Origin of the sequence: Rhodococcus sp. SBT000017 (genome assembly GCF_003688915.1) — a bacterium.
GTDB lineage: Bacteria > Actinomycetota > Actinomycetes > Mycobacteriales > Mycobacteriaceae > Rhodococcoides.
The window spans coordinates 1627019-1648858 of sequence record NZ_REFU01000001.1; the positions used below are offsets into that span (position 1 = coordinate 1627019).

General features: G+C 66.6%; 18 protein-coding genes. 9 read left to right on the top strand and 9 right to left on the bottom strand.

Annotated features, from left to right (window positions below):
• The first annotated feature begins 61 nt into the window (after positions 1–61).
• From AYK61_RS07370 to AYK61_RS07385, 4 genes are all read left to right on the top strand, one after another.
• On the top strand, positions 62–4639 hold the full coding sequence (locus AYK61_RS07370) for an ATP-dependent helicase (RefSeq protein ID WP_397484773.1): 4578 nt from the start codon (positions 62–64) through the stop codon (positions 4637–4639).
• A 46-nt stretch (positions 4640–4685) separates the two neighbouring features.
• Positions 4686–5459, top strand: coding sequence for a DNA-formamidopyrimidine glycosylase family protein (locus AYK61_RS07375; RefSeq protein WP_121870335.1), 774 nt, complete (start codon positions 4686–4688; stop codon positions 5457–5459).
• A 109-nt stretch (positions 5460–5568) separates the two neighbouring features.
• Positions 5569–5919 carry a YciI family protein gene (locus AYK61_RS07380; RefSeq protein ID WP_121870336.1) on the top strand — a complete coding sequence of 117 codons (351 nt, stop codon included), beginning with the start codon at positions 5569–5571 and terminating at the stop codon, positions 5917–5919.
• A complete protein-coding gene (locus tag AYK61_RS07385; protein ID WP_121870337.1) occupies positions 5916–7172 on the top strand; it encodes an RNA polymerase sigma factor in 1257 nt (418 codons plus the stop codon). The genes AYK61_RS07380 and AYK61_RS07385 overlap by 4 nt, the downstream gene beginning before the upstream one ends.
• Before the next feature lie 148 nt (positions 7173–7320).
• On the opposite strand, the gene glpD is transcribed toward AYK61_RS07385, so the two are convergent.
• The 3 genes from glpD to AYK61_RS07400 form a co-directional block, all read right to left on the bottom strand.
• Positions 7321–9051 (bottom strand): glycerol-3-phosphate dehydrogenase, encoded by a 1731-nt coding sequence (glpD, locus tag AYK61_RS07390; RefSeq protein ID WP_121870338.1) that lies wholly within the window; start codon positions 9049–9051, stop codon positions 7321–7323.
• Positions 9052–9096: 45 nt separating this feature from the next.
• A complete protein-coding gene (locus AYK61_RS07395) occupies positions 9097–10335 on the bottom strand; it encodes a PLP-dependent aminotransferase family protein (RefSeq protein ID WP_121870339.1) in 1239 nt (412 codons plus the stop codon).
• A gap of 139 nt (positions 10336–10474) precedes the next feature.
• A complete protein-coding gene (locus AYK61_RS07400) occupies positions 10475–11878 on the bottom strand; it encodes an NAD(P)H-quinone dehydrogenase (RefSeq protein ID WP_121870340.1) in 1404 nt (467 codons plus the stop codon).
• A gap of 181 nt (positions 11879–12059) precedes the next feature.
• Here AYK61_RS07400 and AYK61_RS07405 point away from each other — a divergent pair, with 181 nt between their 5' ends.
• Complete coding sequence (locus AYK61_RS07405; RefSeq protein WP_037188123.1) at positions 12060–12524, top strand: gamma-glutamylcyclotransferase; 465 nt, start codon at positions 12060–12062, stop codon at positions 12522–12524.
• 13 nt (positions 12525–12537) lie between these two features.
• On the opposite strand, the gene AYK61_RS07410 is transcribed toward AYK61_RS07405, so the two are convergent.
• The 4 genes from AYK61_RS07410 to AYK61_RS07425 all read right to left on the bottom strand — a co-directional run bounded on the left by AYK61_RS07410 (position 12538) and on the right by AYK61_RS07425 (position 16157).
• Positions 12538–13002 carry a TrmO family methyltransferase gene (locus AYK61_RS07410; protein WP_121870341.1) on the bottom strand — a complete coding sequence of 155 codons (465 nt, stop codon included), beginning with the start codon at positions 13000–13002 and terminating at the stop codon, positions 12538–12540.
• Positions 13003–13016: 14 nt separating this feature from the next.
• Positions 13017–14180, bottom strand: coding sequence for a M20 family metallopeptidase (locus tag AYK61_RS07415; RefSeq protein ID WP_121870342.1), 1164 nt, complete (start codon positions 14178–14180; stop codon positions 13017–13019).
• Positions 14177–15340, bottom strand: a complete 1164-nt coding sequence (locus AYK61_RS07420; RefSeq protein WP_121872543.1) for a M20 family metallopeptidase — start codon at positions 15338–15340, stop codon at positions 14177–14179. The genes AYK61_RS07415 and AYK61_RS07420 overlap by 4 nt, the downstream gene beginning before the upstream one ends.
• A 112-nt stretch (positions 15341–15452) precedes the next feature.
• Positions 15453–16157, bottom strand: coding sequence for an enoyl-CoA hydratase-related protein (locus tag AYK61_RS07425; protein WP_121870343.1), 705 nt, complete (start codon positions 16155–16157; stop codon positions 15453–15455).
• A 120-nt stretch (positions 16158–16277) separates the two neighbouring features.
• Between AYK61_RS07425 and AYK61_RS07430 the strand changes: the two genes are divergently transcribed.
• Both AYK61_RS07430 and AYK61_RS07435 read left to right on the top strand, forming a co-directional pair.
• Positions 16278–17072, top strand: a complete 795-nt coding sequence (locus tag AYK61_RS07430; RefSeq protein WP_121872544.1) for a purine-nucleoside phosphorylase — start codon at positions 16278–16280, stop codon at positions 17070–17072.
• The gene (locus tag AYK61_RS07435; protein WP_121870344.1) at positions 17069–18670 is read left to right on the top strand and encodes a phospho-sugar mutase; all 1602 of its coding nucleotides are present in this window, start codon (positions 17069–17071) and stop codon (positions 18668–18670) included. Before AYK61_RS07430 ends, AYK61_RS07435 begins: the two co-directional genes overlap by 4 nt.
• A gap of 18 nt (positions 18671–18688) precedes the next feature.
• Here the strand turns inward: AYK61_RS07435 and AYK61_RS07440 are convergent, their stop codons facing one another.
• Both AYK61_RS07440 and upp read right to left on the bottom strand, forming a co-directional pair.
• The gene (locus tag AYK61_RS07440) at positions 18689–19537 is read right to left on the bottom strand and encodes a DUF2797 domain-containing protein (protein WP_259467959.1); all 849 of its coding nucleotides are present in this window, start codon (positions 19535–19537) and stop codon (positions 18689–18691) included.
• 80 nt (positions 19538–19617) lie between these two features.
• A complete protein-coding gene (gene upp / locus AYK61_RS07445) occupies positions 19618–20241 on the bottom strand; it encodes a uracil phosphoribosyltransferase (RefSeq protein ID WP_037188128.1) in 624 nt (207 codons plus the stop codon).
• 133 nt (positions 20242–20374) lie between these two features.
• On the opposite strand from upp, the gene AYK61_RS07450 reads away from it, so the two are divergent.
• Both AYK61_RS07450 and AYK61_RS07455 read left to right on the top strand, forming a co-directional pair.
• Positions 20375–20707, top strand: a complete 333-nt coding sequence (locus tag AYK61_RS07450; protein ID WP_121872546.1) for a type VII secretion target — start codon at positions 20375–20377, stop codon at positions 20705–20707.
• 6 nt (positions 20708–20713) lie between these two features.
• Entirely contained in the window at positions 20714–21838 is a 1125-nt protein-coding gene (locus tag AYK61_RS07455; RefSeq protein WP_121870345.1) for a C40 family peptidase, read from the top strand.
• The last annotated feature ends 2 nt before the right edge of the window (positions 21839–21840 follow it).

Sequence of the window (21840 nt, forward strand, 5' to 3'; positions counted from 1 at the left end):
GCCGCGCAATCGCGGAACTGCGTGAGGATCATCTGTCGGTGCTCGGGGGCATGATGATGGGATGGCCAGGCAGAGTACGGGCACCGACGAAGCGGGCGAGCTGTCGGTGATGCAGAAGTTGTCGCGGCCCACCCGTGAATGGTTCACCGGCGCCTTTCCTGCTCCCACGTCCGCGCAGTTGGGCGCGTGGTCGTCGATCTCGAGTGGTTCGCACACCCTCGTGGTTGCTCCGACGGGTTCGGGCAAGACGCTCTCGGCCTTCCTGTGGGCCCTGGACGAGCTGGCGCAACTGGGTGCGGACAGCACCCGCAAAACCAAAGTCCTCTACATCTCGCCGCTCAAGGCCCTTGCCGTCGACGTCGAGCGCAACCTGCGGGCTCCACTGGTCGGTATCACCCAGACCGCCAAGCGCCTCGGGCTGAACCCACCGGAGATCTCGGTCGGCGTGCGATCCGGCGACACCAGCGCCGCCGACCGCAGGAACATGATCAAGACTCCGCCGGACATTCTGATCACCACCCCGGAATCGCTGTTCCTGATGCTCACCTCGGCCGCGCGAGACATCCTCGCCGAGGTCGACACTGTGATCGTCGACGAGGTACACGCCGTCGCAGGCACCAAACGGGGCGCGCACCTCGCGGTGTCCCTCGAGCGGCTCGACGCGATGTTGGACAAGCCCGCACAGCGCATCGGCCTGTCTGCGACTGTGCGCCCCCACGAAGAAGTGGGCCGCTTCCTGGCCGGTGCGGCCCCCATCGAGATCGTCGCTCCACCCGCTCCGAAGACGTTCGATCTGACGGTTCAGGTGCCCGTGGAGGACATGACCGAACTGGGCGTCACCGATCCGAATGCGGACACCTCAACCGCTCCCCCGGCGCAGGGATCGATCTGGCCGCACGTCGAGGAGAAGATGGTCGATCTCATCCTCGAGCACAAATCGTGCATCGTCTTCGCCAATTCCCGACGTCTCGCAGAACGGCTCACCGCGCGGCTCAACGAGGTGTATGCCGAACGGATCGGCGACGGCGTGGAGACACAGCACAAACCGCCCTCGCAGGTCGGCACTCCCAACGACGTGAACCACGGTGCCGATCCGTTGTTGGCCCGAGCCCACCACGGCAGTGTCAGCAAGGATCAGCGCGCGCTGATCGAGGACGATCTCAAGACCGGCAGGCTGCGCTGCGTCGTCGCCACCAGCAGCCTCGAACTCGGAATCGACATGGGCGCAGTCGATCTGGTCGTTCAGGTCGAAGCACCACCATCGGTGGCGAGTGGGTTGCAACGCGTCGGACGCGCGGGCCACCAGGTCGGCGAGATCTCCAAGGGTGTGTTGTTCCCCAAGCACCGCACCGATCTGATTCACTGCGCCGTCACCGTCGAACGGATGACGACGGGGAAGATCGAGGCGTTGTTCGTTCCCGCCAACCCTCTCGACGTGCTGGCGCAGCAGACCGTGGCGGCCTGCGCTCTCGAGCCGATCGACGCCGAGGACTGGTTCGATTCTCTACGTCGCACAGGCAGTTTCGCCACCCTGCCCCGGTCGGCCTACGAGTCGACTCTCGACCTGCTCTCGGGCCGCTATCCCTCGGACGAGTTCGCCGAACTGCGGCCGAGGCTCGTGTGGGACCGCGACGCCAACACTCTCACCGGCCGTCCCGGGTCGCAGCGACTGGCCGTCACCTCCGGCGGCACCATCCCCGACCGTGGACTGTTCACCGTCTACATGGTGGGTGAAAAGCAGTCCAGGGTCGGTGAACTGGACGAGGAGATGGTCTACGAATCGCGAGTGGGTGACGTGTTCGCACTCGGTGCCACCAGCTGGCGTATCGAGGAGATCACCCACGATCGGGTGCTCGTCAGCCCGGCGTACGGTCAACCCGGCCGGCTCCCCTTCTGGCACGGCGACGGTCTCGGCCGACCGGCAGAACTGGGCCAGGCGCTCGGCGAGTTCCTTCGTAGCACGACCGATCGCAGCAACTTGGCCGAGCGACTGAGCTCCGACGGTCTCGACGCCAACGCCGTCAACAACCTCATCGCCTTGCTCGACGAACAACTCGAGGCCACCGGCCAGCTCCCCACCGACAAGACGATGATCGTCGAGCGGTTCCGTGACGAACTGGGCGACTGGCGGCTCGTGCTGCATTCCACCTACGGTCAGCAGGTACACGCGCCGTGGGCACTCGCAGTCGGCGCAAGGCTGATCGAGCGCTACGGCATCGACGCCGCGCCCACTGCTTCCGACGACGGCATCATCGTTCGGCTCCCCGACACCGACGACCAGCCGCCCGGCGCAGAGCTGTTCGTGTTCGAGCGCGACGAGATTGCCGACATCGTCACAGAGCAGGTCGGCGGATCGGCATTGTTCGCGTCGAGGTTTCGCGAATGTGCCGCTCGCGCACTGCTTCTCCCCCGGCGCAACCCGGGCAAACGCGCGCCGCTGTGGCAGCAACGCCAGCGTTCGGCTCAGCTGCTCGACGTGGCACGCAAGTACCCCACGTTCCCGATCCTGCTCGAGACGGTCCGCGAGTGCCTCCAGGACGTCTACGACCTCCCCGCCCTCGAGGACATCCTGGCCCGAATCGGCCGACGCCAGATCAGAATCGTCGACGTCGAGACCCCATCGCCGTCGCCGTTCGCCAATTCGCTGTTGTTCAACTACGTCGGCGCATTCATGTACGAGGGCGACAGCCCGTTGGCCGAACGCCGAGCCGCCGCACTGTCACTCGACTCGGCACTCCTCGCCGAGCTGCTCGGACGCGTCGAACTGCGAGAGCTGCTCGACGACAGCGTCATCACCACCACCGAACTCGAACTGCAGCGCCTCCCGGAGGACCGCCACGCCAAGGACATCGAAGGCGTCGCAGACCTGCTACGGCTGCTCGGTCCGCTTACCGCCACGGAAGTCGGCCTGCGAACCGACGGCGACGAGTACCCGCAGTGGCTCACCGAACTCGCCGATGCCAAACGGGCGATGGAGGTCTCGTTCGCAGGCAAGAACTGGTGGACGGCCATCGAAGACGCCGCTCGGCTGCGCGATGCGTTGGGCGTCCCGCTTCCCATCGGTACTCCCGCAGCCTTCATCGAGCCGGTCGACGATCCGCTGGTGGACCTGATCAGCCGGTACGCCCGAACCCACGGACCGTTCACCCTCGACGACGCGGCGGCGCGCTTCGGGGTCGGTACCGCCGTGGTACGCGACGTCCTACGCAGACTCGCCGTCGACAAGCGCGTCGTCGAGGGCGAATTCCGTCCCGGTGCTACGGGTAGCGAATGGTGCGACGCCGAGGTCCTCCGGCGTTTGCGGCGGCGGTCGCTCGCTGCCGCCCGGCAGGAAGTCGAACCCGTCTCCACCGCCACCCTCGGCCGCTTCCTTCCGGCGTGGCAGCACGTGGACAGCCGACGCCTGAGCGGAATCGACGGCGTCGCGACAGTCATCGAACAGCTTGCGGGCGTTCCTGTTCCGGCGTCGGCCTGGGAATCTCTCGTGCTCTCGTCGCGGGTGACCGATTACAGTCCGGCGATGCTCGACGAACTCACCTCCACCGGCGAGGTGCTGTGGTCGGGACACGGCGCGATCTCGTCGAAGGACGGCTGGGTGAGCCTGCACATGGCCGACACCGCCCCGCTCACCCTGGTGCCTGCCGCCGAATCGGACCTGTCGGAACTGCAAATTCGCATTCAGGATGCCGTCGCGGGCGGCGGTGCGTACTTCTTCCGGCAACTCTCCGATACCGTCGGCAGTACCGACGACACCGCACTGCAGGCTGCACTGTGGGAGCTGGTGTGGGCAGGGCGTCTGAGCAACGACACGTTCGCTCCGCTGCGCGCGCTGCTGAACTCGACGACCACCCGCTCGGCCCCGAGTCATCGTGCGCCTCGTCGTACACCGCGGCTGCGCTCGTACCGGCAATTCGAGCGCCCCTCGCTCCCGACCCGCACCGGGCCGCCGACGGCGGGTGGACGATGGTCACGATTGCCCGAGCTCGAACCCGACCTCACCGTCCGCGCCCATGCGACCGCCGACGTCCTGCTCGAGCGCTACGGCGTCGTGACGCGCGGTTCGGTGATGAACGAGGGTGTGCCCGGCGGATTCGCCACGATGTACAAGGTGCTCACCGGGTTCGAGGATTCCGGTCGCTGCCGTCGCGGCTACTTCGTCGACTCACTCGGCGGTGCGCAATTCTCCACCTCCGATGTGGTCGACCGGTTGCGCAGCTACGACGAACCGAAGAAGAACGCCACCGCTGTCGTACTCGCGTCGTGCGATCCGGCCAACCCCTACGGCGGAGCACTGCCCTGGCCGAAAGCCGGTGTCGGCGAGGCCGGTGTCGGAGAGAAGCCGGACGAGACGACGAAGCATCGGCCGGGGCGCAAGGCCGGCGCACTGGTCGTCCTCGTCCGCGGCGAATTGACGATGTTCGTCGAACGTGGCGGAAAGTCGGTGCTCACGTTCGGTGAGAATGCAGAGGACATCGGCGCTGCAGCAACCGCCTTGGCGGCCACCGTTCGCCGCGGCGGAGTCGACAAGCTACTGGTAGAGCGGATCAACGGTCACGACATTCACGGCACCGACTTCGCCAAGACCTTGACCGAAGCAGGCTTCTCGGCGACCCCGCGCGGACTTCGTCTGCGCCGCTGAAATTGCCCGATCACCTGCAAGAACACCAGAGAGGACACCGACTCCGATGCCCGAGGGCGATACCGTCTGGCGCGCCGCCAACACCCTGCGCGCCGCACTCGAGGGCCGGCGGCTCACCACCTGCGACATTCGCGTACCCCGTTACGCCACAGTCGACTTCACCGGCGAGACCGTCGATTCCGTCGCCTCACGCGGGAAGCATCTGCTGATTCGAGTGGGCGGTTACTCCATCCATTCGCATCTGAAGATGGAGGGCACCTGGCACGTCTACGCACCCGGCGCTCGGTGGCGTCGCCCTGCGTTCCAAGCGCGGATCATCTTGAACACCGCCGACGCACAGGCCATCGGTTTCGAGCTCGGAGTGCTCGAGATCCTCGAGGACGAGGACGAAGCCGTCGGATATCTCGGACCGGACCTGCTCGGTCCCGACTGGGATCCCGCCATCGTGCTGTCCAGGCTCGCATCGGATCCGGCCCGGCCGATCGGGCTCGCGCTGCTCGATCAGCGCAACATCGCCGGCCTCGGCAACGTCTACCGCAACGAGATCTGCTTTCTCCGTGGCGTCGACCCGCGCACGCCGGTCGGCGACGCCGGCGACCTGAAGAAGACGATCGACCTGTCCTATCGATTGATCATGGCCAACAAGGATCGCAACCAACGCGTCACGACGGGAGATCGGCGTCCGGGCCGACATTTCTGGGTGTACGGGCGCGAGAACAAGCCGTGTAGACGCTGTGGAACCACCATCGAATTCGGTCTGATCGGAGACAATCCGCTGGAGGAACGGCAGATCTACTACTGCCCACACTGTCAGAACTGAAGTGTGGCGAGATCGGTTCGGTCCGTGGTGTCCTTTTCGACGAACCCCGTTCGTCCTTCGTGTGTAGGTCGGCAAACGGTGCCGGCCGCGACGACTCCAAGGAGCCTTCATGACCACGTACGCAGCCATCGTCTACACCCATGACGCCGACTGGACCTCGCCCGAGGTCGCGGACGAGATGGCCGAATACGGTGCATTCAGTGCCGCGGCAGGATCCGCGATCACCGGCGGAGCGGTCCTGTACCCCACGTCGACCGCCACCACGGTGCGTGTGTCGGGAGGGAAGGGAGGTGACGTCCTGACAACCGACGGTCCGTTCGCCGAGGCAAAAGAGGTGCTTGCCGGGTTCTTCCTCCTCGAAGCGGAGGACCTCGATGCCGCGATCGCATTGGCCGCACAGATCCCAGCGGCGTGGAACGGAGCAATCGAAGTTCGGCCGGTCATTCCGATGACTCGATGAGTACGCCGGCCGAGCACCTCTCGGCCGTGGTCCGTGACGAGGGTCGCCGCGTCCTGGCGACCCTCGTGCGCACCACCGGCAGTTTTGCCGTCGCCGAGGACGCAGTCTCCGAGGCTGTGGTGACCGCACTCGCTCACTGGCCCAGATCGGGTGTCCCCGACAATCCGCGTGCCTGGCTCACCACCGTGGCTCGCAACAAGGCGCTCGACATCATCAGACGCGAGGCCGGGCGCACCGCGAAGGAACGAGAGGCGGCGGATCTCGCCGTGCTGAACCAGAATTGGAGCGAGAGCGACGAGTCCTCGATCGCCGACGATCTGTTGCGGTTGGTTTTCACCTGCTGTCATCCGACGCTCTCCGTCGAAGCGCAGGTGGCACTGAGCCTGCGCACCCTCTGCGGGCTCGCCACGTCCGACATCGCCCGACTGATGCTCGTGCCCGAGGCCACCATGTCCAAACGGCTCACGCGAGCGAAGAAGAAGATCGCAGCTGCCAACATTCCGTATCGAGTACCGGATTCGGCGGAGTTGCCGCAACGACTCGACGCGGTGGCCACCACGGTGTATTTGATGTTCACCGCCGGCCATCTCGGCGGTGAGACGCTGGTGCGGCCTCGACTGTGTGACGAGGCACTCAGGTTGGCCCGCTTGCTGATCGACCTGATGCCGGACGAGCCGTCACTTCAGGGGCTACTGGCCCTCATGCTGTTCACGGACTCGCGCCGAGCGACCAGGACCGATGAATCCGGCGGCCTCGTCAGGCTGGAGGATCAGGACAGATCTCGATGGAATCGAGAGGCGATCGAGGAGGGTGCTCGGTTGATGGACAGTGCACTGCGTCGCAACGACTCTCGGCCCAGCCGCTACACCATCCAGGCAGCCATCGCAGCATGCCACTCCACGGCAGCGACCTATGCCGACACCGACTGGTCCCGGATCGTCGTACTGTACGACGCGCTTGCGGCTGTGGAGAACACACCGATCGTGGCGCTCAACCGCGGCGTGGCCATAGGCGAAAGCCAGGGTCCTGCTGCGGGACTCGACGCACTGGACGCCATCGACTCCCTCGGCGGCCACTACCTATGGCATGCCTGTCGAGCTGTGATGCTCGATCGCCTGGACCGCGCGGAGGAGGCCAGGAACGCACGAACGACCGCGCTCGCTCTCGACCCGTCGCCGGCCGAGAAGGCATATCTCCGAGCGCAGCTCGCGTCGTCTTCCCACCCTGTTCGACAACGACGGGAAGAAACCTGAAAGCTCCCTGTCAGGTGCGGCCAAGCCTGTTCACAGCTTCGCCGATCACCATGGATCGCATGCTGACACTTGCGATACTCACCCTGCTGATCATGGCCGTCTCCGGCGCGACGGCGGCTCGCGCGCCCCGGACGCTGGTTCGACTGCGCTAGATCGTGCGAACGGGTTCGAGGATTTCCTGGCGGGCCTCGGGCGCAACGACGCGCAGCGCGTCCGCCGATGCGTCGTCGGGCTGACGCTGCGAATCGATCTCGGCCTCCACTCGGGCACGGTATGTCTCGACCTCACGGTCGACCGTGGCCTCGTCCCAACCCAGAACCGGTGCGATCAACGCCGCAACCTGACCCGCGCAGTTCATTCCGCGATGGGAGTACTCGATGGAAATTCGGGTGCGCCGCGAGAGCACGTCCTCGAGATGGAGTGCGCCCTCCGCTGCCGCGGCGTAGACGACCTCCACCTGAAGGTATGCCGGCGCATCGGTGAGTGGTTGCAGCAGTTCGGGTTTGCCGTCGGCCATGGCCAGCACCTCGTCGATCAACGAACCGTATCGGTCGAGCAGATGCGTGACCCGATGCGGATGCAGCTTGTGCATCTCGCCGAGATGCGGTGCCTGATTGACCAGCGCGAAGTAGCCGTCGGCCCCGACGAGGGGCACCTTCTCGGTGATCGAGGACGCCACCCGGACCGGGATGTCCTCGGCGGCGAGATCGACTGCGTCCTCGGCCATCACGCGATACGTCGTGTACTTGCCGCCTGCGATGGCGACGAGTCCGGGTGCAACCCGAGCGACCGCGTGTTCGCGGGACAGCTTGGAGGTTTCGTCGCTCTCGCCGGCGAGCAGTGGCCGCAGGCCCGCGTAGACACCGTCGATGTCCTCGTGGGTCAGTGGCGTGACGAGTACCGAGTTGACCTCGCCCAGGATGTAGTCGATGTCGGCCTTGGTGGCCGCCGGGTGTGCGAGGTCGAGGTTCCAGTCGGTGTCGGTGGTACCGATGATCCAGTGCGCGCCCCACGGAATGATGAACAGCACCGACTTCTCGGTGCGCAGGATGATCGCGGCCTCGCTGACGATTCGATCGCGCGGCACCACGATGTGCACACCCTTCGACGCGCGTACCCGGAACCGTCCACGCATGTTGGACAGCGACTGGATCTCGTCGGTCCAGACACCGGTGGCATTGATCACCACGTGTGCGCGTACCTCGGTGGTGACACCGGTCTCCGAATCACGCACGCGCACACCGGATACCCGGTCGGCCTCACGCAGGAAGCCGACGACCTGGGTGGACGTTCGCACCACTGCGCCGTAGTGGGCGGCCGTTCTGGCGACGGTCATGGTGTGCCGGGCGTCGTCGACGACGGTGTCGTAGTACCGAATCCCGCCGATCAGCGACTTGCGCTTGATTCCGGGCGACATGCGCAGTGCACCGGATCGAGTCAGGTGCTTCTGTTGCGGCACCGATTTGGCCCCACCCATGCGGTCGTACAGGAAGATGCCTGCAGCGATGTACGGCCGCTCCCACACACGATGCGTGAGCGGGAAGAGGAATTTCAGCGGCTTGACCAAGTGCGGTGCGAGCGTGGACAGGGAGAGTTCGCGCTCGTGCAGGGCCTCGCGCACGAGCCCGAACTCGAGCTGTTCGAGGTACCGAAGCCCGCCGTGGAACATCTTGGACGAGCGAGAAGACGTTCCCGACGCGTAGTCCCGCGCCTCGACCAGCGCCACCTTCAGTCCACGCGTCGCTGCGTCGAGGGCCGCTCCGGAGCCGACGACGCCACCGCCGATCACCACCACGTCGAACTGCTCGGTTCCGAGCTGGTCCCACGCCTCCACCCGCTGGTCGGGTCCGAGGAACTTCGTATTCGATCGGTTGCTCATCTCGAACGCTCCCTCTCCTTCGAAAATCCCCGCATTGCTTGCACGTCAGGCTACCGCCCCGGGTCCATCGGGCGCAGAACCTGCCGAGTGCGCGGCACCCAATCGCCGCACTGCATCTGCCAGGACGGTCGGGGTCGATCCGGCGAAGCTCAACCGGAGCGAGTGACGGTACTGCGCACCCGAAGCGAACGCCGTGCCCGGCACGAAGGCAACTCCGTGATCGAGTGCCGCGTCGAGCAACTCGCCGGTGTCGGTTCCGTCTCGGAAGGTGACCCAGGCGAACATCCCTCCCGCGGGGCGCGAGACGATGAGCCGAGGACCGAACTCGGCGACGAGAGCAGTAGTCAATGCCGTTGCACGAGAGCCGTACTCGCGTCTGAGGACCGTCAGGTGGGCGTTCAGCCACGCGGTGTCGCCGAGCATCTCCGCCGCCATCAACTGCGTCATCGAGGATCCACACAGATCAGCGCCCTGCTTGAGCAGTTCCACCGCCGCACAGACGCTGGGCGGGGCGACGAACCAGCCGACACGGAGCGTCGGAGCCAGGATCTTCGACGCACTCGACAGTCGGATGACGCGATCGCTGTGACATGCGATCGGCAGCGGCGGATACTCGATACCGGAATCCGTTGTGTCGAAGAAGATCTCACCGTACGGGTCGTCCTCGATCACCCAGAATCCGTAGCGATCCGCGAGCGCCGCGAGGTGGCGTCGACGCTGCTCGCTCATCGTGACTCCACGCGGATTGTGGAAGTTGGCGACGGTGTGGACCACCGCAGGCCGCAGTCCGGCCGTCAGTCTGCGTTCGAGTTCGTCGGTATCCATTCCGGTATCGGTGTTGGGAATGGACTCGATGCGCGCTCCCGCGATCGAGAAGACCTGCAGCGCACCGGTGTACGCGGGTTCGTCGACCACGACGACAGCGCCCGGGTCGATCAAGGCCTGCGCGAGCAATGCCAGGGCCTGCTGCGAACCGTGCGTCACGATGACGGACTCGACCGCAACGGGCACTCCCCCGCGCGCAAGCGTTTCCCTGGCCGCAACGATGCTGCGCAGAGTGCGGTGGCCGGATGTCTCGCAGTACTGGACCGCGTCGGGGCGACGAAGCACAGCCTGCGCTGCTGCGGCGATGCGGTCGATAGGGATCAGGTCGGTGGCCGGTAGACCTCCGGCCAGGCTGATCACATCGTCGCGCGCTGTGAGAGCGAGGAGGTCACGAATGGCCGAGCTGGTGAGCGATTCGGTGCGCCCGGCCAAGCCGGCGGGAAGGTATGCAGAGGACATGAGAAGGACTCCGGGGCAGCAGGAATGGGAGAACGGCCCGCGGATCCGCTGAGTCGAAGAAGGAGCGGACGGGTGTGTCCGCTCCTTCGACTGTCTCACGTGCTACCGAAATATGGAACGCGTTTCTCGCATTGTGAGATCAGTCCAGATCGTCGTGCGCCATCAGCTGACGCGCGGCCTCGATGACCGAACCGGACAGCGACGGGTATACCGAGAACGTGTTCGCCAGGTCGTTCACCGAAAGGTTGTTCTGCACGGCCATCGCGATCGGCAGAATCAGCTCCGATGCGCTCGGGGCGACCACGACGCCACCGATCACGACGCCCGTGGCCGGACGACAGAAGATCTTCACGAAACCACGCTTGAGTCCGCTCATCTTCGCTCGCGGATTGGTGGTGAGCGGCAGCATCACCACGCGCGCGGGCACGTCACCGGCGTCGATCTTGGATTGGGCGACGCCGACCGATGCGATCTCGGGCCGGGTGAACACCGCCGAGGCCACGGTCTTGAGCTTGATCGGGCTGACGGCCTGTCCCAGTGCGTGGTACATCGCGATGCGTCCCTGCATCGCCGCGACCGAGGCCAGCGGCAGCAGACCGGTGCAGTCACCGGCTGCGTAGATGCCCGCGACCGCGGTACGCGAGACGCGATCCACCCGCAGGTATCCACCCTTGTCGAGTTCGATGCCGACGTTCTCGAGTCCCAGACCGGAGGTGTTGGGCACCGATCCGACGGTCATCAGCGCATGACTGCCCTCGACGGTGCGACCGTCCGACAGCGTGACGAGAACTCCGTTTTCGGTGCGAACCACCGAATCCGCGCGCGCGTGCTTGACGAGGGTGACGCCGCGCTCGTTGAACGCGTCCTCGAGCACCAGAGCGGCATCCTCGTCCTCGTGCGGAAGGACGCGGTCGCGGCTCGAGACCGCGGTGACCTTGACGCCCATCTCGGTGTAGGCCGAGACGAACTCGGCACCGGTCACACCGGATCCGACGACCACCAGGTGCTCGGGGAGGGCCTCGAGGTCGTAGAGCTGACGCCAGTTGAGGATGCGTTCGCCGTCGGGTTCGGCTCCCTTGACCACGCGAGGGCGGGCTCCGGTTGCGATGAGCACGACATCCGCGTCGAGGATGCGCTCTTCGCCGTCGGCGAGCACCGCCTTGATCTGGTGCGAGGCCATCCCGACGTGGGAGTCGATCATCTCGGCGCGTCCGGCCAGCAGTTGCACGCCGACGGAGGTGGCGCGCTGGGCGATGTCGGAGGACTGTGCTTGGGCGAGGCTCTTCACGCGGTCGTGAATCTTCGGCAGTGCGACGGCGGCCTGCGACGGATCGAGGGAGATGCCGAGGTCGCTGGCTCGACGCATCTCGGTGCGAATGCCGGTCGAGGCGATGAACGTCTTCGACGGCACGCAGTCCCAGAGAACGCAGGCACCGCCGATACCGTCGGAATCGACGAGCGTCACCTCTCCGCCGTGCTGTGCGGCAACCAACGCTGCTTCGTACCCTGCCGGACCACCACCGATGATCACAATCCGGGTCATTGATCCTCTTCTCGCATGCTCGAAATCTCTCGCTGTGTCGCATCAACGGTATTCCAGAGGCTGCCCCCGCGCGTCGGTAGGGCTGGCTTCGTTCGCCCGATAGGAGGTCGGACCTGGGGCGACGCACCGAAACACGACCACGAGGCGTCAGTGTGCACCGATACGGTTTAGGCTGGCCGACGTGCCAATTTATGCCGCCTACGGATCGAACATGCATCCGGAGCAGATGTTGCAGCGATGCCCTCACTCGCCCCTGTCGGGAACCGGGTGGCTGCACGGATGGCGGTTGACCTTCGGCGGTGGAGACATCGGCTGGGAAGGCGCGCTGGCGACGGTCGTGGAGGATCCCGACTCGCAGGTCTTCGTGGTGCTCTACGACGTATCCGAGGAGGACGAGGAGAGCCTGGATCGCTGGGAGGGCTCGGAACTCGGTATTCATCGGAAGATCCGGCTGCGCATCGAGACCGGCCGGGAGCCGGTGCTCGCATGGATGTACGTACTCGACGCCTACGAGGGCGGCCTTCCGTCGGCTCGCTACCTCGGCGTCATGGCCGAAGCTGCCGAAATCGCCGGTGCCCCAGCCGAATACGTGCGAGATTTGCGTACCCGGAACAGCCGGAACGTCGGTCCGGGTACCGCCTCGTAGCTCGAAGGACGGGTCAGAAGTAGTTCTTCATGACCGACGCCACCCAGCTCGGCTCGGTCACGTCCGCACGCTCGGGAACCATCGACTGCAGGAACGGCTTGACGTCGAACACCGGCGAGCCGTCGATCGCGTCGAGACCTCGCACTCGGATGCGCAGTCCGTCGACGTCGACGATCTCGCACCGGGACACCCCGAGATGATTGGGCCGATCCTTGACCCGTTGAGCGAGGACACCCACCCGAGGAAGCGTCGTGTCACCGCGAGGGTGGCGCGAACCGGTGGTCGTCGCGGCGGGATCGCACAGGTGGAAGCCGTAGACCACCTCGAGGTGCGAGAACTCGTCGAGACCGAGGGTCGCGTCGGCGTCGAGGACACTCGCGTCGAGGTCGAGCACGGCCTCGACCGATCCCCAGTTGTCGTCCACCACCTCGGCGCGATCGGATCTGACGATCCCGATCGGCGACACGTCGAATGCCATCTCATCTCCTGTCTCTAGTTCGGATCCAGCGCGATACCGGTCATCACCTTCACGCCCACGGCCAGTGCTCGTTCGTCGAGATCGAAGGTGGGTTGGTGGATGTCGAGTTGCGGTCCGGTGCCCGGCCACACACCGAGTCGAGCCATCGCGCCCGGCACTCGTTCGAGGTACCACGAGAAATCCTCGCCGCCGCCGGACTGCGCGGTATCGGCCAACGCGTCGGGTCCGACCCGGCCGATCGCCTTCTCGAAGGTGTGCGTGGACGCCGGATCGTTGACCACGGGAGGCACGCCGCGACGGTAGTGCAGCTCGAAGCGGACACCGGTCGGTGCGAGCAACCCGGTGACGATCTCACGAACCAACGGTTCCAGCAATGCCCAGGTCTCGTGGTCTCCGGTGCGGACGGTGCCGGTCAGCATGCCGGTCTGCGGTATGGCGTTGGGGGCCTGGCCCGCGACCACCGCTCCCCACACCATGACCGTGCTGGTCCGCGGGTCGACACGCCTGCTCAACATTCCGGGTAGGCCGGTGATGACGGTGCCCAACGCATAGATGAGATCGGTGGTCAGGTGCGGGCGAGACGTGTGTCCGCCGGGCGAATCCAGGCGCAGCTCGACGGTGTCGGCCGCGGAGGTGATCGCGCCGAGGCGCACGCCGACCTGCCCCACCTCGAGCCGCGGATCGCAGTGCAGCGCAAAGATCTTGGTGACGCCGTCGAGCGCTCCCGCGGCCACCGCGTCGAGGGCACCGCCCGGCATGACCTCCTCGGCGGGCTGAAAGATCAGGCGCACCCCGTACTGCAGGTCCGGCAGTGACGCCAGCGCCAATCCGGTCGCGAGCAGCACCGTGGTGTGTGCGTCGTGCCCGCAGGCGTGCGACACCCCCGGCACGGTCGACGAGTACACCGCGCCGGTGTTCTCCTGCAGCGGTAGGGCGTCCATGTCCGCCCGCAACGCCACCCGGGGACCGTCGGGTCCGATGTCGCAGATCAACCCCGTTCCGCCCGGGAGCGGCTTGGGTGACAGACCTGCTGCTTCGAGATGCTCCATCACGAACGCGGTGGTACCGAATTCGCGTCGAGCAAGTTCCGGATTGGCGTGAATGTGCCGACGCCACAGAGACAGATCTGCCGTGTGCGCGTGAATCCACCGATCGATCGCGTCTTCGCGGGTACTCACGACTGCGCCGCCGAGCGGGCGATCACGCCGTCGAGCAGACGGGCGCGGGTACTGGGATCGGCGGCGGCACGCGCCGCAGTTCTGGCGAGACCGAGAGCTCCGTCGAGCAACGCTCGATCTGCCGACTCGGTGACACACGCGGCGGCGAACTCCGGCTGATGCGTCACCGCCCCTCCTGCATCGAGTCCGACGACGGGGTGAATACCGGGTAGAACATTCGTCACGTTTCCCATGTCTGTACTGCCCAACGGGCGAAATCCTTCCAAATCCGGAGCCAGGGGCGATCGGCCCAGCGCTTCGATCTCCTGCCGAAAAGCCGCGACCAGCCACGAATCCGGAGTCAACGCCGCGTAGGTGGGCGACACCGTGCGGATCTTGTGGGTACACCCGGTGGCGATGGCTCCCGCCTCGAAACACGCGTACGTCTTCGCCGTCAGAGCGTGCAGCGATTCGGTGGTGTTCGCGCGCAGGTAGTAGAGCAACTCGGCGTGGCCGGGCACGATGTTCGGTGCCACACCTCCGTCACTGACGATGCCGTGCAACTGCTGCCCCGGCGAGAGGTGCTGCCGTAGCAACCCGAGAGCCACCTGACTGATGGTCACCGCATCGCCTGCGTTGATTCCCCATTCGGGAGCTGCCGACGCGTGCGCGGCCCGGCCGGTGAACTTCACGGCGATGTCCGCGAGCGCCAGCGAGGTCGCACCCACGATGTCGAAGGGGCCGGGATGGACCATCAACGCCGCGCCGACGCCGTCGAACACTCCTCGCTCGAGCATCAGCACCTTGCCGCCGCCGGTCTCCTCGGCCGGGGTACCGAGCACTCGCACGGTGATGCCGAGTGCGTCGGCGACCGGGGCGAGCGCAAGCGCAGCACCCACAGCCGAGGCCGCGATGATGTTGTGCCCACACGCATGACCGATCTCGGGCAGAGCGTCGTACTCCGCACAGATACCGATGACGAGATCGCCGCTGCCGAACGACGCGGTGAACGCGGTGTCCATGCCTGCGACGGCTGTCTCGACCTCGAAATCGTGGGCTCGGAGCGTATCGAGAATCTTGGCGACGCTGCGATGTTCGGCGAAGGCCAGCTCCGGTTCCGCGTGAATCGAGTGCGAGAGCGCGACCACTTCGTCGGTAGCGGTGGCCAGGGCGCGGTCCATCGCCTCGCCCACGGCAGCACTGTTCGATTCGTCGATCACGAGAGACAGTGTGTCACTAGCGCGACCGAGTGTCGGAACAGCTGTGCTTCAGTCGGGGGTGAAGACGGTCCTGCTACTTCCCGAAGCTGAAGTTGCTGTCGTCGGTCGCGGTGTTCAGCGCGGCGAGCAGATCCACATGCATACGACTCTTGATCCCGGCCAGGTTCGCACCTCGGGTGCTCGTCAGCGCCGCCGCCTTCGCGACCGCGTCGGACACCAGCGACTCCTCCGATGCCGTCGCCTCGACGATTCCGGCGGCAACGGCGTCGGCTCCGCCGTAGCGGCGACCGGTCGTCATGGCCTCGACGGCGGTCTGCTTGGGAAGCCGGGAGTTGATCAGAGCAGACATCCCCACGGTGAACGGCATGTTCAGGTTCACCTCGGGCAGGCAGTAGAAGCCGCGATCGACGCGTTGGATGCGGAAGTCGTGGGAGGTGGCGAACATCGCGCCTGCGCCGAATGCGTGCCCCTGCACAGCCGCGACGGTGGTCATCGGGAAGGCGAGCAACCGGGTGTAGAGAGTGTGCACGCGGTCGAGGTACCAGGTGATCTTGTCCAGGTTGGCGAACAGCCAATCGGTGTCGAGACCGTTGCTGTAGAACTTGCCTGCCGACGTGGTGACCAGCGCCGCCGGGCCGGTCGAGGCCTCGACCTCGTCCAGCAACGCATGCACGGCGTCGATCCAGTCCGGATGCAGTCGGTTCTCCGGATTGTCCGAGCCGTTCTCGGCACCGAGGAACAGGATGTGGACGTCGCCGTCGCGTTCGAGGTATGGCATGCAGCGGATACTACTCGGGGGTAACTTGCTGGTGGCAACCTCTGTCGGTCGCACATCCGTGGCGACGATCTCCTACTGTTGTTCATCGTGGCAACCACCGACGCACATGCGACCGACCCCGTGACCGATCCCGAGGGTGCCGCGCGCACCGCCGCCGACGCACTCGCCGCAGCAACCGGAGTCGACACGCACACCGTGGCCATCGTCCTCGGCTCCGGATGGCAGGCGGCAGCCGACGTGTTCGGCTCCCCCACCGCAACCGTGCGCATGGCCGACCTGCCCGGCTTCGCGCCACCGTCGGCGTCGGGCCACTCCGGCACCATCACCTCGGTGGACGTCGGCGGCACCCACACACTGCTGCTGCAGGGACGCACACATGCCTACGAGGGCCACGACCTGCGACGCGTCGTGCATCCGGTGCGGACCGCGGTCGCGGCCGGTGCCACGACCGTCGTCCTGACCAACGCTGCGGGCGGTATCCGAGACGGCATGAGCGTCGGGCAGCCCGTGCTGATCTCCGATCACCTCAATCTCACGGCCCGTTCGCCCCTGGTGGGGGCCGAGTTCGTCGATCTGGTCGACGCGTACTCCCCCGAACTACGGGCCCTTGCGAGCGAGATCGATCCGTCGCTCGAGGACGGCGTCTACGCCGGCCTGCCCGGCCCGCACTACGAGACGCCCGCCGAGATCAGGATGCTGCGCACGCTCGGAGCCGACCTCGTGGGTATGTCGACGGTGCACGAGACGATTGCTGCCCGCGCGAAAGGCGCACGCGTCCTGGGTATCTCGCTGGTGACCAATCTCGCGGCCGGAATGACCGGTGAGCATCTCGATCACTCCGAAGTGCTCGCTGCCGGTAAGGATTCCGCCGCTCGCATGGGTGCGTTGCTGCACGAGTTGGTCTCTCGCCTGTGACCGAGGATCTCACCGAACGGGTACGGGCTTGGATCGCAGGAGATCCCGACCCCGCTGCTCGCGAGGAACTCGACGGCCTGCCCGATGCCGAACTCGCCGACCGGTTCAGCGGTCCCCTGACATTCGGTACCGCAGGTCTACGTGGCCCGGTGCGCGCGGGACCGAACGGGATGAACGTGGCGGTGGTGACGAAGACCTCGGCCGGCATCGCGGCGTGGTTGATCGAGAACGGTCTGGGTGGTTCCACGGTCGTGGTCGGTCGCGACGCCAGGAACGGCTCCGAACAGTTCGCGTTCGCGGCCGCCGAAACCTTCTCCGCCCAGGGCTTTTCCGTGGTGATGCTGCCTCGGCCTCTCCCTACCCCCGTCGTCGCCTTCGCGGTGCGGGCACTCGATGCCGAGCTCGGCGTGCAGATCACCGCGTCGCACAATCCCGCCGCGGACAACGGGTACAAGGTGTATCTCCGCGGCGGCTCGCAATTGATCCCGCCGAGCGACGCCCAGATCGAAGCACTCATCGAGGCCACTCCCGACGCGATCGAGGTTCCGCGCACGATCGTCGAACCGACCGGCTCCGACATCGCTGCGCGCTATCTCGATTCCGTTGTCGCACTGCCACGTTCGACAGTTCGGGGCATCCGCATCGCGCTGACTCCCCTACACGGCGTCGGCGGTGAACTCGCGATGGCTGCGCTGCGTGGCGCGGGGTTCCGCGATATCCGGGTGGTCGAAGAACAGTTCGAGCCCGATCCCACATTCCCGACCGTGACGTTCCCCAACCCGGAGGAGCCTGGCGCAGCCGACGCGGTGGTCGCGCTGGCGGCCGAGATCGACGCCGATATCGCGATTGCCCTCGACCCCGACGCCGATCGCTGTGCGATCGGGGTGCCCACGGACGGTGGGTGGCGCATGCTGACCGGCGACGAGACCGGGGCCCTGCTCGCGAACCATCTCCTCGCCGATGCGCCCGCCGACTCGCTGGTGGCCAATACGATCGTCTCGTCGCAACTGCTCTCGGAGCTCGCTCCGGCGCGCGGCGCTCGGTATGCCCGCACCCTGACCGGATTCAAGTGGCTCGTCCGCGCGGGCGAGGGCCTCGTGTACGCCTACGAGGAGGCCATCGGACACTGCGTTGATCCGAACGTGGTGCGCGACAAGGACGGTATTTCGGCCGCGGTGGTGCTCGCAGATCTGGCCGCAGGCCTGAAGCAGGATCGGCGCACCCTTCTCGACGTGCTCGACGACCTCGCGGTCGAGTTCGGGGTTCACCTGGGTGCGCAGGTCTCGCGGCGGGTCGAGGACCTCGCCGAGATCGGGAACATGATGCACCGGTTGCGCAGCGCACCGCCGACGGAACTGGCCGGGCGGGCCGTCACCGCGTCGGACTACGCCCAACGCGACGACGAACTACGCACCGACGCAGTCGAGATCAGCGGATCGGGGCTGCGGGTCATCGTGCGGCCCTCCGGCACCGAACCCAAACTCAAGGCCTACCTCGAAGTCATCGAGCACGTCGACGGCCCCGAGGACCTGCCGAGAGCACGGGCGGCGGCAGCCGAGATCCTGGCCGAACTGACCGACTTCGCCCAGCACCTCTGAGCGTCGACGACCCGAACCTCAGAACAGCGCCGACTGCACCGCAGGCAGATCGGACGTGAAGGCCCCGAGTTCGATTCGCCGACCCTTCAATGCCGCAAGATCCACGACGTAGGTCTCGTCGTCGACGGTCGCTATCACCGCCTGCCCGACGCATGTCCTGATCTCGAGTCCGTGGGAACCGGTTGCGACATCCGCGGGGTAGGCGACGCGGCTGACGTTCTCGCTCAACGCCTCCCGGCCTGCGGGCGGGGCCCATGGTTCGTCGATCGGGGTGCATCCGGCTATGCCTGCCTCGGTCAGCATTTCGCGGACCTGCTCGGCCCGGGCAGCGGTGGCGGCCTCGAGCCTGTCCACGTCGATCGGCAGACACAGCGAGGCGGCTTTCGCCGCGGACCTCACCGCCTGCCGTAGCCCCATCGATTCGGTCACGAGATCCTCGGCCACCCGGACGGCCTTGCCGTCGTCGGCGTGGGCGACGTACTGCGCGCAGATGGCACCTTGCTCGGCGAGCCGACCCCATTTACGCGTGTCAGCCGCCGTCCCGATTTTGAAGGTGCCGTTGGCGAACGCCGCCAGATACAGCCAATGCGGCTGCATGACATGCTTTTCCAGATCACGTGAGACGAATCCGCTGCGATGCACGGTGTGCACGAATCGAAAGCTGTCCTTGTCGGCGCACGTCGCGCACTGCCCCGACGCGACGGCCCGCTCCCGGCCGGGGCACGGCACGTAGCGCGGCGGACCGTCGGCCCGAAATGCCATGCGCCCGGTGCAGTACCGATCGGTCGACGCACCCGGCGCACGGAAACCGAGCCTGCGGCCGACCAGTTCGTGGAACTCGATCTGCTCGGTGTCGACGTCGAGCACCCGCAATCTCGGGCGCGGTGCAGGTGACGCCTCCGAGGGCCAGGAGACGCCGAGAACCAATCGGCCTGCGACAGAGGGAGTCAGCGCGGACCGAACTGACGATCGCCCGCGTCACCGAGGCCGGGAACGATGAAGGCGTTGTCGTTGAGGCCGTCGTCGATGCTCGCTGCCACCAGTCGCACCGGCAGACCCGAGGCTTCGAGCGCGGCAACTCCTTCGGGAGCGGCAACGACGCAGATGGCGGTCACGTCCGCCGCACCGCGGCCGACGAGCAGTTCGATCGTGTGGACCATGGATCCGCCGGTGGCGAGCATCGGGTCCAGTACGTACACAGGCGTCTGCGACAGGTCGTCGGGCAAGGATTCCATGTACGGCACGGGCTGGTGGGTTTCCTCGTCTCGGGCCATCCCGACGAAACCGACGCGGGACTGCGGGATGAGGCTGCTGGCCTTCTCGACCATTCCGAGGCCCGCGCGCAGAACCGGGACCAGCAACGGCGGTCGTGCCAGCCTGGTGCCCTCGGTGACCGCGACGGGTGTTCGCACCTCGAAGGTGTCGATCGCAGCATCGCGGGTGGCCTCGTAGACCAGCATGTGGGTGAGCTGGCGCAGAGCCGACCGGAACGTGGCGTTGTCGCTCCGCTCGTCCCGCATCGTGGTGAGCAGGGCTGCGGCCAGTGGGTGATCGACCACGTGTGTTTCCATGCCGACAAGGATAGGACTCGGTCGGCAGGACGCGAACGGCAACTCGCGGGAACCGAATGGCACGTACCCGCGTCGAACCAGTTGGGCGTCGCACTCGGCGACCGTGAATCGATTGCATTCTCAGGGGGCACTGATGGCCGAGCTCGTCGTCGAAACCGAGGGGGTCCTCGCGTACGGTGCGGTGGCGTCGACCATGGCGGAGCAGATCGCGGCGGCGGGTGCTGCCGCCGCCGCATGCGGCCCGGCCGTGCTGGCTCCGGTATTCGGCCTGATCGGACAGGAGTTTCTCGGTGCAGTCACCGGCACCCATCTGGCGCACACCGATGCTGTGGTGCGTCTGGCGGGCACGGTGGCGAGCATCGGTTCCGCGGCCACCGCATCCGCGGTGTCGTACGCCCTCACCGATGCCGGCACCGGCGCAACCGTTGCGACCGCGGCCGCCGGTATCGCGCAGGACGCGCGGTAAGCGCCGATGATCGATCTGCTGGCCCGTCCCATCGTCGATCTGCTCGGAGCCTTCGGCAACGGGGCGCTCCCCACCGGCGGTCCGGCCGACGTACTGCGGGTGTCCTCGGCAGCGATCGAGGCTGCTCAGGGAATCGGCAGGGTCGCGGTCACCGAGCTCGCTGCCAACTGGAACGGTGCGGCCGCCGACGCGGCCATTCGCTACGCCGAGAACGCTCATACGAGCGCAATCGCCCTCGCCGACCACGCCGACGACATCGCTGCCGTCGTGGATCAGGCCTGCCGCGACACCAATCAAGGCTTCCTCGAACTGCAGGCGATCGTGCAGTCCTTCGTGGGAATCGCACTGTCGGCCGGGCCGATCATCGCCACCCCGCCGGGGCAGACCATGCTGATCACGGCGGCCATCGAACACCTCGAGCGAGCTCTCGTGGTGGTGGCGCGCGTGCGGGGCGAGTTGGCCGTCCACACCGCGAAAGTCGGTGAACTGGCCGCTCCGCCGACAGTTCCCGCCCCCGTGGGCGGCGGACCGACACCTGCCCCCGGCTCACCCTCGAATCTCATGACCTCGCCCGCGACAGCACAGGTGATCGAGGCAGGCGAGAAGCTGGCGAAGACGTTCGCGCAGTCCGTCTCCGCCCCTGCCGCCGGGGCCGAGTCGTCGAGCAGCGGCGGTGCCCAGAACTACCTGGGCAATCCGGGCACGGATCCCTCCCGAACCACCGAGAGCACCGGCCGGGGAGTCGAGATACGGCTACCCGACGGCAGTACCGTCACCGCGCCCAATGCCGAAGCCGCGGGTGCCGTCCGCAGCGCACTGACCCAACAGGGTGTGCCCTACGCATGGGGCGGCACCACGCCGGGCAGCGGGCTCGACTGCAGCGGACTGACACAGTGGGCGTACGCACAGCAGGGCGTCGAGATCCCGCGTCTGGCACAGGAACAGGACATCGGATCCGCCGTGGCACCGGGTGAGGTGATGCCCGGCGACCTCGCAGTCTGGGACGGGCACGTGGCCATGGTCATCGGAAACGGTCAGCTCGTCGAGGCAGGCGACCCGGTGCAGGTGGGTCCGATCAGAACGACCAACAGCGGTATGGGCTTCAAGGGCTTCTACCGTCCGACCGAATGAGG

Coding starts and splice junctions, on each gene's coding strand:
- AYK61_RS07420 (WP_121872543.1), bottom strand. CDS start 15,340: ATGGACCGCGCCCTGGCCACCGCTACCGACGAAGTGGTCGCGCTCTCG.
- AYK61_RS07395 (WP_121870339.1), bottom strand. CDS start 10,335: ATGTCCTCTGCATACCTTCCCGCCGGCTTGGCCGGGCGCACCGAATCG.
- AYK61_RS07375 (WP_121870335.1), top strand. CDS start 4,686: ATGCCCGAGGGCGATACCGTCTGGCGCGCCGCCAACACCCTGCGCGCC.
- AYK61_RS07400 (WP_121870340.1), bottom strand. CDS start 11,878: ATGACCCGGATTGTGATCATCGGTGGTGGTCCGGCAGGGTACGAAGCA.
- upp (WP_037188128.1), bottom strand. CDS start 20,241: ATGGAAACACACGTGGTCGATCACCCACTGGCCGCAGCCCTGCTCACC.
- AYK61_RS07385 (WP_121870337.1), top strand. CDS start 5,916: ATGAGTACGCCGGCCGAGCACCTCTCGGCCGTGGTCCGTGACGAGGGT.
- AYK61_RS07455 (WP_121870345.1), top strand. CDS start 20,714: ATGATCGATCTGCTGGCCCGTCCCATCGTCGATCTGCTCGGAGCCTTC.
- glpD (WP_121870338.1), bottom strand. CDS start 9,051: ATGAGCAACCGATCGAATACGAAGTTCCTCGGACCCGACCAGCGGGTG.
- AYK61_RS07450 (WP_121872546.1), top strand. CDS start 20,375: ATGGCCGAGCTCGTCGTCGAAACCGAGGGGGTCCTCGCGTACGGTGCG.
- AYK61_RS07370 (WP_397484773.1), top strand. CDS start 62: ATGGCCAGGCAGAGTACGGGCACCGACGAAGCGGGCGAGCTGTCGGTG.
- AYK61_RS07425 (WP_121870343.1), bottom strand. CDS start 16,157: ATGCCATACCTCGAACGCGACGGCGACGTCCACATCCTGTTCCTCGGT.
- AYK61_RS07410 (WP_121870341.1), bottom strand. CDS start 13,002: ATGGCATTCGACGTGTCGCCGATCGGGATCGTCAGATCCGATCGCGCC.
- AYK61_RS07380 (WP_121870336.1), top strand. CDS start 5,569: ATGACCACGTACGCAGCCATCGTCTACACCCATGACGCCGACTGGACC.